Source organism: Anoxybacillus sp. J5B_2022, assembly GCF_026847645.1.
In the GTDB taxonomy this organism is placed as follows: Bacteria; Bacillota; Bacilli; order Bacillales; family Anoxybacillaceae; genus Anoxybacteroides.
This window is the reverse complement of record NZ_JAPSMC010000004.1, coordinates 52,991-68,646: the sequence shown is the minus strand read 5'-3', so window position 1 is coordinate 68,646 and position 15,656 is coordinate 52,991. Positions and strand designations below refer to the sequence as shown.

The window sequence follows — 15,656 nt, the reverse complement described above, 5'->3', positions numbered from 1 at the left end:
GAAAGGGGAATAAAGTCGTGAAGCAAAAGGTAATGTCGTTAGCGGTAGCGGCCGTGCTTGGTGTGACAAGCTTTTCGCCTTATGTGGCGGCTGCGGTGAGCAATCAAGAAATTCAACAGAAGCGAAATGCGATTAACAGCATTCAATCGAAACAGTCTTCTTTGCAAGGAAAAATGAGCAAAGCCGATCAACAAATTGAACAGTTACAGACACAGCAAGCGCAACTCGCGGAAGAAATGAAGAAGTTAGATATGGCCGTATCCGAAACGAGTGAAAAAATTGGTAATTTATCGCAAACGATCGATGACACGAAGCAAGACATTCAAGTGTTGAAGAAAGAAATTGCCGAAGTGCAAGCGCGTATTGAAAAACGAAACGAACTGTTGAAAGAGCGGGTTCGTTCGTTGCAGCAAAGCGGCGGGGTGATTAGCTATCTTGATGTATTATTAGGTTCGCAAAGCTTTGGCGACTTTATCGACCGCATTAGCGCGGTGACGACGATTTTTGAAGCGGACAAGCAAATTATTCAAGAACAAGAAGAAGATAAAGCGTTGAAAGAAAAGAAAGAAAACGAATTAACGTCGAAATTGACGACGCTGCAAAACGATTTGCAAGAGTTGGAACAATTAAAACAAACGTTGAACCGACAAATGGATGAAAAGGAACAGCTCATCGCGCAGTTAAAACAGCAGGAGCAACATATTAGTGAAGAAAAACTAGCATTGGCGGAGGAACAAGAATTGCTTGAAAAACAAGAAGCAGCGATTCGGGCGCAGCTTCAGCAATTGCTTGCGCAAAAGCAGCGAGAATCAGCGGGGCAACGTTCCTCAAGTGCAAGCAATCATTCTAGCGGCAATGTTCCGCAGGTGACAGACGGTGCGTTTATGCGTCCGGCGAACGGGCCGATTACATCCGGCTTCGGTCCGCGCGGTGGGGAATTCCATTACGGTGTTGATATCGGCAAACGGGCGGCGGAAGTGCCGGTCGTCGCGGCAGCCGACGGTTACGTGTTCCGTTCCTACTATTCTTCTAGTTATGGAAACGTCGTGTTTATTACTCATGTCATTGATGGGCAAGTATATACAACTGTCTATGCCCACTTAGAATCGCGGCTTGTCAGCGAAGGACAGACGGTAAGCAAAGGACAGATCATCGGTTACATGGGCAATACGGGCCAATCAGAAGGGTCGCACCTTCATTTTGAATTGCATCGTGGCCCGTGGAATGCCGCAAAATCGAACGCGGTGAATCCGTTAAGCTATATTAATTTTTAAATGTTGTAGAGACACAAAAAGAATAAAAATTAAAAATTAATAGTATAAAAATACACAATTTGTCTGGATCGCTATGATGGCAAGTTGTGTATTTTTTTTCAATAATGAATGATATAGTACACATGATGTTAGAGAACAGTAGCCTATATTAGATATGGAAAAGATGCTTAGAATAGAGGTGGAATCAAATGAACTTAAAACTTGAACTTACACGAGCTTTTTTCTTGAGTCTATTTTCAGCAATTATTTTCGGCTTGACGGCTTTTCTTGTCAGTGGTAGTCAGGTGGCCCATTTTGACGGCGCTATCATATCTTTCATTCAAAGATTTGAATCGCCTGCCTTAACTTCAGTGATGAAATTTTTTAGTTGGATCGGATCAGGACGAATCGTAACCATGATTTCGTTGATTGCCCTGTTTGTTCTATACAAAGCATGGAAGTATCGTTCTGAGTTGGTGTTATTTGTTACTGTCGTTGCGGGATCATCCATCTTGAATCAGCTGTTAAAAAGCCTGTTTCATCGTGCTCGTCCGAGTTTGCATCGCCTTGCTGAAGCGAGTGGATTTAGTTTTCCAAGTGGACATTCAATGGAGGCAGTTGCCTTATATGGTATTCTAGCGTTTCTTCTATGGCGTCGTATAGATCATCGTTTCGGAAGAGTTTTTCTTATTTTTATTAGTTTTTTCATGATTATGGGCATCGGTGTCAGTCGTATTTATTTAGGTGTCCATTATCCAAGTGACGTTATTGGCGGGTACTTTGCCAGCAGCTTTTGGCTCTTTGCAGCTATCTGGTTTTATCAGCGTTACAAGGAGAGGAATTTTGAGAAAACCCAGTTTGAAAAAACTCACTAATATATTTGCGTGTATTCATAAAAAATTAGCCGGCGTATTGATTAACTATAAAAAAACTGTTGACATCGCTTGATTCCTAGCTTTTCTGCCGTAGTCGGCTAAGCACAGCTTGCCGACTGGGAGTATTAGCATGCCCTCCTCGAATGAACGCTTTGCGGGCAAATTACATTTGCCCGCCGGCGTTCTTGTTCGAGGGAAGAGGCAGAAAAGCTCGTGTTCAGTCATATGATTCTGTATTTTTTGAGTAAAATAATGGATAATCAACATTTGTCATCTTTCTTGATTTTTAACATCAGTCAGTCTAAGAAAACAGATAGTAAGCCGGTTTGAAGCGAGCGGGCCCTCCTTTACTCTTCAGCTGAGCTCGGGAGCGGGATCTCGTCTTTTCTCGTCTTGGTCAGATAGATGACCAAGCTCAAGATCGTTATGAGGAAGACCGCACTGGTTCCTATCGTACCCAGACCAAGGCCACCCGCATGGCGAGGCTGTGACAGGTAGTCGCCAAGAGAGGCACCGAGAGGACGGGTCAAGATGTAGGCGATCCAGAAGGCCAGTACTGCATTCAGCTTGAAGAAGTAGTGAGCGATGGTGACCGCCCCGATCAGTGCAGCGAACATGAGCGCTGACTCCCAGTAACCTAAGTTGAGGCCCTCTGCTGTGAGATCACCGGCTGCAGTACCTAAGGCAAAGGTGAACAGGATAGCCGACCAGTAGAACGCTTCCCGCTTGACCGTGTAGATGGAGTGAATGGACAATGTCTTTTCACTCGCGTACCAAGCCGCAAAGGTCACCAACAGCGCGAAGGTGAAGATAGTAGTAGTAGTCTCAAGACTGACGCCGAGGTTGTCCACAAGGTTGTCAGAGATAAGTGTGCCGACAACGCTGATCAGCACGACTGCAAGCCAGTAGATCCCTGGTACGTACTTTCTTGATCTGAACTGGAAGAACAACGTGATGAGCAAGAGGCCACTCATGACAAAGGTCGTGTTGGTCAATCCCAAGTTCAAGTTTGCATTCAAGAAGTCTGCGGCCGTCTCGCCTACGGTGGTTGTCAGGATCTTGATGATCCAGAAGAAGATTGTGATTTTTGGCACCTTGTTCAACATCTGCCGATCTCGTAGTGGGGCGGCCGTAATTTCGTGAGAAATGGATCGATTTGTTGCCAATGAATTCATCTCCTTTTTGTTGTAATGAAACGAATCATGAATGTCTCCAAACCCATTCATGATTTGTTTTTATTCATTTGATGATTGTTAAAAGACCGAGACCTTACTTTGATATGCTAATATGCTTTAATGAAATTCACCTAGAAACCTAATTAAATTTAAATTAGAAGTCCATGAAAAAAACTTGTTTTTAAAGCCTTTGCTATGTATGGATTTGAGGATCGACCCATTTCAATTGTTTTTTATTGGTTAATCAACACACTTGAATGAACGTAATGTTAATGATTTTGGGAGTACTTATGGAAAAATCTCGTGTTTTCTCAAAATGTCCAAAAAAACTTCTATCGCTTTCGTATAAATCGACAATTTCTTTGGAATTTCCAATCGTAATCGTCGGCTTAATCAATGGATACCGTTTATGCAACTCCGCTATGATATCGGGAAGTATGTACTCATCGTACGTGTAGCTTGCTCCTGCTAGTTCAGATGCGCTTAGTTTGTTGGCGAAATTAGGCAGGGCGTTTCTACTCGTTCCTCTTAGTTTTATCCTAATGTATTGGATGAAGCGACGCAGATAGTTTATTTTATGGTGATGAGTGTTTTGGAGCTATGTGCTCGACAAACATATCGTAGTTCCTAACCGTGTCATAAACTTAGGGAAGAGGTGCTCTTTATACATAGTCATACTATACTTCCTAAGTAAAACATCCATATCAGTTGAGAAAATGGCCGCAACCGTGTAAACTGATATTGCGTACATGTGATCATACTTTGTACAAGCCATTCATATAATGATGATAAAAGGCATCGCACGGCACGTTGTGTGGTGCCTTTCCTTGCATGGTGTAGGGAGGAGAAAACATGAAGAAGCAAACGATAGCACTACTTATGGCTTTATCGATGTTGATCGGAGCGGGTGGAACGTATGCCGGCATGCAGTTTGCCGAGCGAAATGCGGACCGCACCTTCTCTATTCAATCCGAACAAGCAGCAAAAGAAACGACGAAAAGCGAGGAGGAAGAGTTAAAGAAAGTAGAACAAGCCTATAAACTCATCAAAAATCGGTACGTGCAAAAAGTGGATGACCAAAAGCTGGTTGAAGGCGCTATTCAAGGAATGATCAGCACGTTAAACGATCCGTATTCCGTCTACATGGATGAAAAAACGGCCTATCAATTTAACGAATCGTTAAATTCTTCGTTTGAAGGAATCGGCGCTGAGGTGAGCATGGTCAATGGAAAAGTGACGATTGTCGCACCGTTTAAAAACTCTCCGGCGGAAAAAGCAGGGTTAAAGCCAAACGATCAAATATTGAAAGTGGACGGTCAAAGTCTTGAAGGACTTGATTTGTATGAAGCCGTATTGAAAATTCGCGGAAAAAAAGGGACAACCGTTCGTTTAGACATTCTCCGTCCCGGTGTGAAAGATGTCATTAAAGTGAGCGTCGTTCGCGATGAAATTCCGATTGAAACCGTCTATGATTCGGTAAAAATGTACAACGGTAAAAAAGTGGGCTACTTAGAAATCACGTCGTTCTCGGAAAATACGGCCGAAGATTTTAAAAAGAAACTAGCGAAGTTAGAAGATGAAAAAATCGACGGGTTGATCATCGACGTGCGTGGTAATCCGGGCGGATATTTACAGAGCGTCGAAGAGATTTTGAAACAGTTCATTCCGAAAAATAAACCGTATGTGCAAATTGAAGAACGCAACGGCCATAAGCAGCAATTTTACTCCGATTTATCGGTGAAAAAACCGTATCCGATCGTCGTGCTCATTGATAAAGGAAGCGCTTCGGCATCGGAAATTTTAGCAGGTGCGATGAAAGAAGCGGGCGGTTACAAGCTTGTCGGTGAAACATCGTTCGGGAAAGGAACGGTGCAACAAGCGATCCCGATGGGAGATGGCAGCAACATTAAACTTACGCTTTATAAATGGTTGACTCCTGACGGACATTGGATTCATAAAAAAGGAATTAAACCGGATGTAACGGTACAGCAGCCGGAATACTTCCGCGCCACTCCGATTGATATCGACAAAGAGCTTGTATACGATATGAATAATGAACAAATTAAAAGTGCGCAACAAATGTTAAAAGGGCTCGGATTTGATCCAGGACGCGAAGACGGATATTTCAGCAAACAAACGGTCGCGGCTGTGAAGGAGTTTCAAAAAGCAAACAAGCTACCGATAACCGGAAAAATTGATAAACAAACGGCCGAATTGCTCGAAACAAAAGTGCTCCAAGCCGTTCGTGATGACAGCAACGACGCACAATTAAAAGCAGCGATGAAAGTATTGTTTCAATGAACAATAAAGGGCCTATCCAATCGGATAGAGCCCTTTGTTGCAAAAGAAAGCATTCATACGTTCACCCGTTCTTTCTGCTGCGTATTATTGTATAGATTTTCTTCAATCGTAAACCGTGGCCGACGCTTCACTTCTTGATAAATTTTACCGATATATTCTCCAATTAAACCCATACTCATTAATAAAAGCCCTCCGATCAACCAAATCGAGATCATCAACGATGTCCATCCTGATTGGGCATGTCCTAATAGTTTGACGATTAACGCATAAATGCCGGCGACACTGCTGAGAAGGAATGAAAGGAAGCCGATGAGCGTAATGAAACGAATCGGCGCCACGCTAAACGATGTCATTCCATCAAAGGCAAAGGCCAACATTTTTTTCAACGGGTATTTCGACTCGCCAGCGAAACGTTCTTTCCGATCGTAGAATACTTCCGTCGAGCGGAACCCGAGCAATGGAACGATTCCGCGCAAAAACACATTCGCTTCGCCGTAGCGGCTTAGTTCTTCTAAGGACCGTTTGCTCATTAAACGAAAATCGGCGTGGTTGTAAATAAGGTGAATTCCGATTTTTTTCATCAAACGGTAAAAACCTTGTGCAGTTGCCCGTTTGAAAAATGTATCGGTTTCCCGGCTGCGGCGTACACCGTACACAATATCGAAGCCTTCCCAATATTTCACGACAAACTCTCGAATGACGCGAACATCGTCTTGTAAATCCGCATCAATCGAAATGACGCAATCGGAATATTCTTTTGCTGCTTCAAGCCCAGCAAGAAGCGCCCGTTGATGTCCGAAATTGCGCGATAGTTTTACGCCGGTCACAAACGGGTTTTTTTTGCTCTCTTCCACAATGAGTGACCATGTTCGGTCACGGCTTCCATCGTCGACAAACAGAAGCTTGCTTTCCGGCGCAATAAGGTGTTCTGTTTGCAAATTTTGTAACACTGCTGTTAGTTGTCTTGCCGTTTCTTGAAACACATCTTCCTCGTTATAACATGGTACAACGATCGTTAACACCGGTTTTTTCACAAGATCTCCCCCCTTTACTCGACTTGATATAAATAAATTTTCCAGACAGATTGTGAGTCTTCAAACGTTTTCAGTAAGCGAAGATGGTTTTCTTTTGCATTCATAATTGGCACGGACGAAAAGAGGTAGCGTCCTCCCATTTTTTTAAATACGGCTGTATTCAATTCTAAATGGCGAATTTTTTTATGGGACGTTTTGCGAAAATCGTAATGTTTTCCTAACTCAGCCGAAAAAATGTATACGCGATTCCCCCAATGATCGAAGTAGTCTTTCAGCTCTGGACTTTTATCCAGTTCTTTTGCAATGATTTTGCGAAATTCATGTTTGTAAGACAACGGGTAAAAGTTGTTATACGTATCAAGCGTATAAAAGCCATTATATTGCGCAATGACCGGATGCAGCCCGATGCTGGCGACACGATAAGAACTTTGCGGTTTTCCAATATACTGTTTGATTTCACGAAACAAATGTTCGGCATAAAATTGTTTAAACGACGGAGTGCCGATGATTCGATAGCGAATTTCTTCGTTAAACGCCCCAAGCAGCACCGTTTGCAAAATAAGGGCAATAATGGCCATCTTCCGCCATTTTTCTTTTCGTTGCCAAAGAATTTGCAACGCTAACGCAAAATCTAAATAGATGACGAGCGGACGCAGAAAGTGAAAACGCGCAAAATTAAACGTATTTAACAACGCAAACCGCTCTTTCAACGGCTGCCATCCTTTATAAAACCAAAACGCATACCAGACCGATAAGACGAAATTCAAAATAAATAAAAATAAGAACCGTTTTTCCAGTGTTCCTTTTTGGTTTTTGATCACAAAAGCGAAAGCAATAAACAAAACAGGCAAAATGATAAAGGTGTGCAACGTCATCACATGAGTATGACCGAGCAAATAGTTTTTAAAGACAAGACGGATTGTATGCCAAAAGCTGAGTGTCGAAGAAACAAACTCGTTCCGACTTGTTGGTTCTTCCCCGAACAGCAAGGAATGAACAAGGCGATATTCAATCGCTAAAAACACGCCTGTCATGAATGCGATGCTACCGAGAAACGGAAAATTCCATTGCTTTTTGACAATCGCATCACGCAACCAAAGAAGAAACATCGCCGTTAAAAAGAAGAAAAAGCCAAGCACAAAACTTGCGTAAAATGGAAGAAGGGCAAGAACGAGCCATTCTTTCCATGATGCTTGCCGCCGCCGAATGGTTAGAAACGCCCAAAGCGCAAGCGGCATGCCGAGCGTACTTAACATGCCGGACGGCCAAAATGGGGTCAGAGCGAACGTCAAGGCTACTCCGACACGAATGAGATACGACTCTTTTTCCGGCAAGAAATGACGTCTTAATAACCAATACATGCCTAAAAACGCGAACACGCGCGTAATCGTTTGGCTTAAGGCATACGCGACCATGGATGGAAATAGCGCATGGAGCCAGACGATGCCGCTAAATTCGGTTCCGTAAGCGTTACGTGGCAATCCGTTGATGACTTGCGGAATTTTTGCATCGATAGGTCCGAACAACTCCCCGCTTCGTGTGAGCACCTTATACCAAGCAATATTGGAATCTAAATTATCGTGAACGCGAATGTGAGCATTTTCCCCAAGAATATAAAGTGGAGAAAGATAAAGAGCTAAAAGGAAGATTGCGATCCATATGGTCATTCGTTCTTTTCTTTCGAGTGGGTAGTTGTCTTGCATGAACGTTCTCCACCCCTTTCTGCGTTATATTAGTTTTTCACAGAGCGGGATTCATTATAAATAAAAATGATTAAAAAAAAATAAGAAATGTATGAGAAAAAAAGAAGAACCCTCTCAATTTTTTGTGAAAAGATTGTGAGGGCATATGGGTGAGAAGTGATCGTTTAAACAAACATGTTCATAATCCGGCTCATGCCGCGGCGTTTTTGTTTTTTTGACAAGGTGTCATCAGTTTCTTGCTTTTGATTCATTTGTTCTAACAGAGCAAGACGTTGTTCTAATTGACGAATGTAAGCGTTGAGTTCTTCAATTTCTTGGCGGTGCTGCAAAATCTGGAACGAAACGACTTCGTCTGCTTTTTGGTCCATCTGTCGTTCGACGCGTTGCAGGCGTGAGGTGAATTTGTCAAGGTGCGGTTGGATATAGGTGGAGAAAAATGTTTCTGGACATAGAACTTTTTCCTTTTCTTCTTCGATCTCAAATTCTTCGAGAACGGCACCGTGTTCAAATTTAATTTGTTCGAGCAATGCGATCGTTTCGGCATCAAATACGTAATGGCCGGCCTCATTTTTTTGGCACGGAATGTTATACCTTTTCACCCAGCGCTGAACGGTTTTTGGCGACACCCCAAGCCGTTTGGCGACATTGCTTGTTTTCAATTCCATTGTTCTTTCCTCCTCTTTATTTTCTTGTTTATATCATTTTTTCATCGGAATGATATTTCCTTTCAGCTTGACAAAACTAGTGTTCATTCGGCAAAGAAAGTGGAAATAGGAAACGATTCGCCAATAATTTGAAAAATGTATGCAGGCAGTTGGCGGATTTGATAGAATGGATAGTAAGAGAAGCGTTCACTACAGGGGGGAAACAAATGGCGTCGGAATGGATAAGGGAGTTGCTGACTGGTATCGGCCGGGGATTGCTGCAGCCGTTATTATATTACGGTATTTTGCTCGCGGCGTTTGTCGGATGGCGTCGGGTGAAACGGGAGCGCCGATCTTTTCATATTCGCGTCTATGATTGGTTTCATGAAAGCAAGTTTTTTTGGCGGAGCGGACTTGGCGTCGGTCTTTTGCTTTCGCTTCTGACGGTTGTAGTAGGCGTGGTCGTTCCACCTGATGGGGGATTGTTGCTTTTTTATGTGACGGCTTTGCTCGGCTTGACGTTGCAAATGCGACTATTATCTCCCGCTTATACGCTCGGGTTGACGATGTTGGCAGTAGCGGTTTTCACCAAATACGAAAAAACAAAACCGTTTTTTTCGGTTTATTTTCCGAAGCTGCAAGAAACGAACGGCGCGTCTTTCGCGGTGTTGCTGGCGTTGCTTTTATTGGCAGAAGCGTGGCTTATTTTGCGCAACGGAGCGGAAGGGACGTCACCGCAATTGGCGAAAAGTAAGCGCGGGTTAGTGGTCGGCGAGCATTGGACAGAGCGGCTTTGGCTTGTGCCGGTGTTGTTGCCAATTCCAGACGGGTCCATTTCTTCTCCGTTTTGGTGGTGGCCGTTGTTTCCAGCCGGCGATGGTTCGTATTCGTTTTTGCTTGTGCCGTTTTTGCTCGGGTTTTCGCAGCGCGTGCAAGGCATGCACCCGCATACTTCCATTCAGCTTGCAGGTCAGCGAGTGCTTCGATTAGCTGTGGTCGTCGGCGCTTTGGCCGTCGCCAGCTATTGGTACCATTCGCTCGTCATTGTAGCGGCGGCTGTTTCGTTATTTGGGCGCGAATGGATCGCGTTTTGGCAGCATACGCAAGACCAGGCGCAACCGCCGTATTTTGCGAAGCGGGCGCATGGGCTTGTCATTTTAGGTATTCTGCCAGACTCAAAAGCGGAAAAAATGGCGTTGAAAATCGGGGAAATCATCGTGAGAGTGAACGGAACGCCAGTGAAAACAGAAGAAGAGTTTTACGAGGCGCTCCAGCATAACCGAGCCTATTGCAAACTGGAAGTGTTGGATGAAAACGGGGAAATTCGGTTTGTTCAAGGGGCGCTATATGAAGACGAACACCATGAGCTTGGGTTATTGTTTGTACGAGATCGGGAAAAATGGACATCGGAAGCGGTGTAGAGAAGGAGTTTTTTATATGTGGTTTATCATTGCATTAATTGTGCCGTTTTTATTAGTGTTGTTATTTACGCGCGTCACGTACAACCATTATGTCGGGACGTTGCTGACGGTAGCGCTGTTAGTGACCTCTTACGTGAAAGGTTATACGAACGAGCTGCACGAAATTTTGGCAGACATCGCCTCGACGGCGGCAGGGTTTTTATATGCGGAAAAAATGGTAAGAAATCTTAAAAAATAACGTGCTTTCCGGTTTGGAAGGCACTTTTTTTTGAGAAAAAACGAATGTAAGTTCGTGTTTTTGTGCATCTTCCTGTTGGATATGATACAATGAAACATAGGATAAATGCGCATAGGAGGATTGGTGCAGTGAACGATCAGTTTGAGTTAGTGTCCGCCTACGAGCCGCGAGGCGATCAGCCGAAAGCGATCGCTAAACTCGTCGAAGGAATACGAAATGGCGTCAAGCACCAAACGTTATTAGGAGCGACGGGAACAGGAAAGACGTTTACGATTTCGAACGTCATTCAACAAGTGAACAAACCGACGCTTGTCATCGCTCATAATAAAACGTTGGCCGGCCAGCTTTACAGCGAGTTGAAAGAATTTTTTCCGAACAACGCGGTTGAATATTTTGTCAGCTACTACGATTACTACCAGCCGGAAGCATATGTCCCGCAGACGGATACGTATATCGAAAAAGATGCGAGCATTAACGATGAAATCGATAAACTTCGGCACTCAGCGACATCGGCGCTGTTTGAACGGCGCGATGTCATTATCGTTGCGAGTGTGTCATGTATTTACGGCTTAGGTTCGCCGGAAGAATATCGCGAACTCGTCGTTTCGTTACGCACTGGCATGGAGATTGAACGGAACGAGCTATTGCGCCGCCTCGTTGATGTGCAATATACACGAAACGATATTGATTTCCATCGCGGTACGTTTCGCGTGCGCGGTGACGTTGTTGAAATTTTCCCAGCGTCGCGCGATGAACATTGCATTCGCATCGAATTTTTCGGTGATGAAATTGACCGGATTCGCGAAGTGGATGCACTGACAGGCGAAGTGATCGGAGAGCGGGAACATGTCGCGATTTTTCCGGCGTCCCACTTCGTCACGCGTGAGGAAAAAATGCAGCTAGCGATTCAAAGCATTGAACAGGAGTTGGAACAGCGGCTGCAAGAACTACGGGAGCAAGGCAAGCTGTTAGAAGCGCAGCGGTTGGAGCAGCGGACGCGCTACGACTTGGAAATGATGCGGGAAATGGGGTTTTGTTCCGGGATTGAAAACTATTCCCGCCATTTAGCGTTGCGTCCGCCCGGTTCGACGCCGTATACGCTGTTAGATTATTTTCCAGACGACTTTCTCATCGTCATTGATGAATCGCACGTGACGGTGCCGCAAATTCGCGGTATGTATAACGGCGATAAGGCGCGCAAGCAAGTGCTCGTCGATCACGGCTTCCGCTTGCCGTCGGCGCTCGATAACCGCCCGCTCACGTTCGAAGAGTTTGAGCAAAAAATCAACCAAGTCATTTACGTATCGGCAACGCCAGGTCCATACGAGCTTGAGCATAGCCCAGAAGTTGTTGAGCAAATTATTCGCCCAACCGGCTTGCTTGACCCGACAATTGATGTTCGTCCGATTCGCGGGCAAATTGACGATTTAGTCGGAGAAATTCACGAGCGCATTAAGCGGAATGAACGAACACTTGTGACGACGCTCACGAAAAAAATGGCTGAAGATTTGACCGACTATTTGAAAGACATCGGCATGAAAGTAGCGTATTTGCATTCCGAAATTAAAACGTTGGAACGGATTGAAATTATTCGCGATTTACGGTTAGGTAAATACGATGTGCTCGTCGGCATTAACTTATTACGGGAAGGGCTAGATATTCCAGAAGTATCGCTCGTGGCGATTTTAGATGCCGACAAAGAAGGATTTTTGCGCTCGGAGCGCTCGCTCATCCAAACAATTGGTCGCGCCGCCCGCAACGCGAACGGCCACGTCATTATGTACGCGGATACGATCACGAAATCGATGGAAATCGCCATTAACGAAACGAAGCGGCGCCGGGCGATTCAAGAAGCGTATAACCGCGAACATGGCATCGTGCCGCAAACGATCAAAAAAGGTATTCGCGATGTTATTCGCGCCACGTACGCAGCCGAGCAGCAAGAAACGTACGAATCGAAACAAGACTACAGCAAACTGACGAAAAAAGAACGGGAAAAACTCATTGCAAGCTTGGAAAAAGAGATGAAAGAAGCGGCCAAAGCGCTTGATTTTGAACGCGCGGCCGAACTGCGCGATTTAATTTTTGAGCTTAAAGTGGAAGGATGATCGGAAGCGTATGGCAATGGATAAAATTATTATTAAAGGAGCACGGGCGCACAACTTAAAAAATATTGACGTCGAAATTCCGCGCGATCAGCTCGTTGTGCTGACCGGCTTATCCGGTTCCGGAAAATCGTCGCTCGCCTTTGATACGATTTACGCCGAAGGGCAGCGCCGCTACGTCGAATCGTTGTCGGCGTATGCCCGCCAGTTTTTAGGGCAAATGGATAAACCCGACGTCGATGCGATTGAAGGGTTGTCGCCAGCGATTTCGATTGACCAAAAAACGACAAGCCGCAACCCGCGATCAACGGTTGGGACGGTGACGGAAATTTACGACTATTTGCGCCTCTTGTTTGCCCGTATCGGCCGCCCCGTTTGTCCGGAGCACGGCATTGAAATTACGTCGCAAACGATTGAACAAATGGTCGACCGCATTTTAGCGTATCCGGAACGGACGAAAATTCAAGTATTAGCCCCGATCGTTTCTGGACGGAAAGGGACGCATGCGAAAACGCTTGAAGACATGAAAAAGCAAGGATACGTGCGCGTGCGCATCAACGGGGAAATGCGCGAACTAACGGATGACATTGTCCTAGAAAAAAATAAAAAACATTCGATTGAAGTCGTCGTTGACCGCATTGTCGTGAAAGAAGGCATCGCCTCGCGCTTAGCGGATTCGCTCGAAACAGCGTTGAAATTGGCCGACGGCAAAGTCATTATCGACGTCGTCGGCGAAGAAGAATTGCTGTTTAGTGAACGCCATGCGTGTCCGTATTGCGGCTTTTCGATCGGTGAGCTAGAGCCGCGCCTCTTTTCGTTCAACAGTCCGTACGGGGCATGTCCGGAATGCGACGGCTTAGGAGCGAAATTGGAAGTCGATCGCGATTTAGTCATTCCGAATGAGGAATTAACGTTGCGTGAGCATGCGATCGCTCCGTGGGAGCCACAAAGCTCGCAATATTATCCGCAGCTGTTAGAAGCGGTATGCCGCCATTACAACATCGATATGGACGTTCCGGTGAAAGAGCTGCCTAAAGCGCAACTCGACCGCCTTTTATACGGCAGCAACGGCGAAAAAATTTATTTCCGTTATGAAAACGATTTTGGCCAAGTTCGCGAAAATGACATCGAATTTGAAGGCGTCATTCGCAACATTGAGCGGCGCTACCGCGAAACGAGTTCCGATTATATTCGCGAACAAATGGAAAAATATATGGCGGAACAACCATGTCCGACATGTAAAGGCAATCGGCTGAAAAAAGAAAGTTTAGCCGTATTGGTCGGCGGCAAGCATATCGGAGAAGTGACGGCGTTTTCCGTCACGGAAGCGCTCGAATTTTTCCGAACGCTAAAGCTGAGCGAAAAAGAGCAAAAAATCGCCCACATGATTTTGCGTGAAATTATCGAGCGGCTCGGCTTTTTGCAAAACGTCGGCCTTGATTATTTGACGTTAAACCGTTCAGCGGGCACGCTGTCAGGCGGAGAGGCGCAGCGCATCCGCTTAGCTACGCAAATCGGCTCGCGCTTAACCGGCGTGCTGTACATTTTGGACGAGCCGTCGATCGGCCTTCATCAGCGCGATAACGACCGCTTGATTACGACATTAAAAAGCATGAGAGATCTCGGCAATACGCTTATCGTCGTCGAGCATGACGAAGATACGATGCTGGCGGCAGATTATCTCATTGACATCGGCCCGGGCGCTGGCATTCACGGCGGTCAAGTGGTCGCAGCTGGAACGCCGCAAGAAGTGATGAACAACCCGAATTCGCTGACAGGGCAATATTTATCAGGGAAAAAATTTATTCCGCTTCCGCCGGAGCGCCGCAAGCCGGACGGGCGCTGGATCGAAATCATCGGTGCAAAGGAAAACAATTTAAAAAACGTATCCGTCAAAATTCCGCTCGGCATGTTTGTAGCTGTTACCGGCGTGTCTGGTTCCGGGAAAAGCACGCTTGTGAATGAAATTTTGCATAAAGCATTGGCGCAAAAGCTGCAGCGCGCAAAAGCAAAACCGGGTGAACATAAAGAAATCCGCGGCATCGAGCATTTAGATAAAGTCATCGATATCGACCAATCGCCAATCGGGCGGACGCCGCGTTCAAACCCAGCGACGTACACGGGCGTCTTTGATGACATTCGCGAAGTGTTTGCGGCGACGAATGAAGCGAAAGTGCGCGGCTATCAAAAAGGAAGATTCAGCTTTAATGTGAAAGGCGGGCGCTGTGAGGCGTGCCGCGGTGATGGCATTATTAAAATTGAAATGCACTTTTTGCCGGATGTGTACGTTCCATGTGAAGTATGCCACGGCAAACGATATAACCGGGAAACGCTCGAAGTGAAATATAAAGATAAAAACATCGCCGAAGTGCTAGAGATGACGGTCGAAGATGCGCTTGCGTTCTTCGAAAATATCCCGAAAATTAAGCGGAAATTGCAGACGATTTACGATGTCGGCTTAGGCTATATTCAACTTGGCCAGCCGGCGACGACTTTATCCGGCGGGGAAGCGCAGCGGGTGAAGCTCGCTTCCGAATTGCACAGACGCTCGACCGGCCGCACGCTCTATATTTTAGATGAGCCGACAACTGGGCTACATGTTGATGATATTGCTCGATTGTTAAAAGTGTTGCAGCGGCTCGTCGATAACGGGGATACGGTGCTTGTCATCGAGCATAATCTCGATGTCATTAAAGCGGCGGACTACATTATTGACCTTGGTCCAGAAGGCGGCGACCAAGGTGGGCAAATTGTTGCGGTTGGAACGCCGGAAGAAGTCGCACAAGTGGAAAGTTCTTATACCGGCCAATATTTAAAACCGATTTTAGAGCGCGACCGGAAGCGGATGAGCGCGATGTACGAAGTGCCGAGCGTATAATGCTCGGCGTTTTTTATATGATTGAAACT

The 15,656-nt window shown here is 45.6% G+C and carries 11 protein-coding genes; 7 read left to right on the top strand and 4 right to left on the bottom strand.

The genetic code is table 11. From position 1 onward, the window contains the following. Positions 1–32 precede the first annotated feature (32 nt). A complete protein-coding gene (locus M4I42_RS02225; protein WP_268850643.1) occupies positions 33–1,274 on the top strand; it encodes a murein hydrolase activator EnvC family protein in 1,242 nt (413 codons plus the stop codon). Positions 1,275–1,462: 188 nt separating this feature from the next. Continuing rightward, a complete protein-coding gene (locus M4I42_RS02220) occupies positions 1,463–2,128 on the top strand; it encodes a phosphatase PAP2 family protein (protein WP_268850614.1) in 666 nt (221 codons plus the stop codon). Between the two features lie 347 nt (positions 2,129–2,475). On the opposite strand, the gene M4I42_RS02215 is transcribed toward M4I42_RS02220, so the two are convergent. Then, on the bottom strand, positions 2,476–3,234 hold the full coding sequence (locus M4I42_RS02215) for a COG4705 family protein (protein ID WP_442864064.1): 759 nt from the start codon (positions 3,232–3,234) through the stop codon (positions 2,476–2,478). Positions 3,235–4,155: 921 nt separating this feature from the next. On the opposite strand from M4I42_RS02215, the gene M4I42_RS02205 reads away from it, so the two are divergent. Continuing rightward, positions 4,156–5,604: a S41 family peptidase gene (locus M4I42_RS02205; RefSeq protein ID WP_268850613.1), complete on the top strand. Its 1,449-nt coding sequence runs from the start codon at positions 4,156–4,158 to the stop codon at positions 5,602–5,604. Between the two features lie 53 nt (positions 5,605–5,657). Here the strand turns inward: M4I42_RS02205 and M4I42_RS02200 are convergent, their stop codons facing one another. The 3 genes from M4I42_RS02200 to M4I42_RS02190 form a co-directional block, all read right to left on the bottom strand. Then, entirely contained in the window at positions 5,658–6,638 is a 981-nt protein-coding gene (locus M4I42_RS02200) for a glycosyltransferase family 2 protein (RefSeq protein ID WP_268850612.1), read from the bottom strand. Between the two features lie 14 nt (positions 6,639–6,652). Further along, positions 6,653–8,341: a DUF6044 family protein gene (locus M4I42_RS02195; RefSeq protein WP_268850611.1), complete on the bottom strand. Its 1,689-nt coding sequence runs from the start codon at positions 8,339–8,341 to the stop codon at positions 6,653–6,655. Between the two features lie 164 nt (positions 8,342–8,505). Continuing rightward, on the bottom strand, positions 8,506–9,006 hold the full coding sequence (locus tag M4I42_RS02190; RefSeq protein WP_183252885.1) for a MerR family transcriptional regulator: 501 nt from the start codon (positions 9,004–9,006) through the stop codon (positions 8,506–8,508). Positions 9,007–9,212: 206 nt separating this feature from the next. On the opposite strand from M4I42_RS02190, the gene M4I42_RS02185 reads away from it, so the two are divergent. The 4 genes from M4I42_RS02185 (at position 9,213) to uvrA (ending at position 15,627) form a co-directional block, all read left to right on the top strand. Beyond that, positions 9,213–10,406 (top strand): PDZ domain-containing protein, encoded by a 1,194-nt coding sequence (locus M4I42_RS02185; RefSeq protein WP_268850610.1) that lies wholly within the window; start codon positions 9,213–9,215, stop codon positions 10,404–10,406. 16 nt (positions 10,407–10,422) lie between these two features. Then, the gene (locus tag M4I42_RS02180) at positions 10,423–10,644 is read left to right on the top strand and encodes a CsbA family protein (protein WP_268850609.1); all 222 of its coding nucleotides are present in this window, start codon (positions 10,423–10,425) and stop codon (positions 10,642–10,644) included. 128 nt (positions 10,645–10,772) lie between these two features. Then, the gene (uvrB, locus tag M4I42_RS02175; protein WP_268850608.1) at positions 10,773–12,752 is read left to right on the top strand and encodes an excinuclease ABC subunit UvrB; all 1,980 of its coding nucleotides are present in this window, start codon (positions 10,773–10,775) and stop codon (positions 12,750–12,752) included. A 10-nt stretch (positions 12,753–12,762) separates the two neighbouring features. Continuing rightward, on the top strand, positions 12,763–15,627 hold the full coding sequence (gene uvrA, locus M4I42_RS02170; protein WP_268850607.1) for an excinuclease ABC subunit UvrA: 2,865 nt from the start codon (positions 12,763–12,765) through the stop codon (positions 15,625–15,627). Positions 15,628–15,656 lie beyond the last annotated feature (29 nt).

What these genes read in the sequence shown, in the direction of transcription:
- M4I42_RS02225 (WP_268850643.1), top strand. Translation starts at nt 33, where the DNA reads ATGTCGTTAGCGGTAGCGGCCGTGCTTGGTGTGACAAGCTTTTCGCCT.
- M4I42_RS02220 (WP_268850614.1), top strand. Translation starts at nt 1,463, where the DNA reads ATGAACTTAAAACTTGAACTTACACGAGCTTTTTTCTTGAGTCTATTT.
- M4I42_RS02215 (WP_442864064.1), bottom strand. Translation starts at nt 3,234, where the DNA reads ATGTTGAACAAGGTGCCAAAAATCACAATCTTCTTCTGGATCATCAAG.
- M4I42_RS02205 (WP_268850613.1), top strand. Translation starts at nt 4,156, where the DNA reads ATGAAGAAGCAAACGATAGCACTACTTATGGCTTTATCGATGTTGATC.
- M4I42_RS02195 (WP_268850611.1), bottom strand. Translation starts at nt 8,341, where the DNA reads ATGCAAGACAACTACCCACTCGAAAGAAAAGAACGAATGACCATATGG.
- M4I42_RS02190 (WP_183252885.1), bottom strand. Translation starts at nt 9,006, where the DNA reads ATGGAATTGAAAACAAGCAATGTCGCCAAACGGCTTGGGGTGTCGCCA.
- M4I42_RS02185 (WP_268850610.1), top strand. Translation starts at nt 9,213, where the DNA reads ATGGCGTCGGAATGGATAAGGGAGTTGCTGACTGGTATCGGCCGGGGA.
- M4I42_RS02180 (WP_268850609.1), top strand. Translation starts at nt 10,423, where the DNA reads ATGTGGTTTATCATTGCATTAATTGTGCCGTTTTTATTAGTGTTGTTA.
- uvrA (WP_268850607.1), top strand. Translation starts at nt 12,763, where the DNA reads ATGGCAATGGATAAAATTATTATTAAAGGAGCACGGGCGCACAACTTA.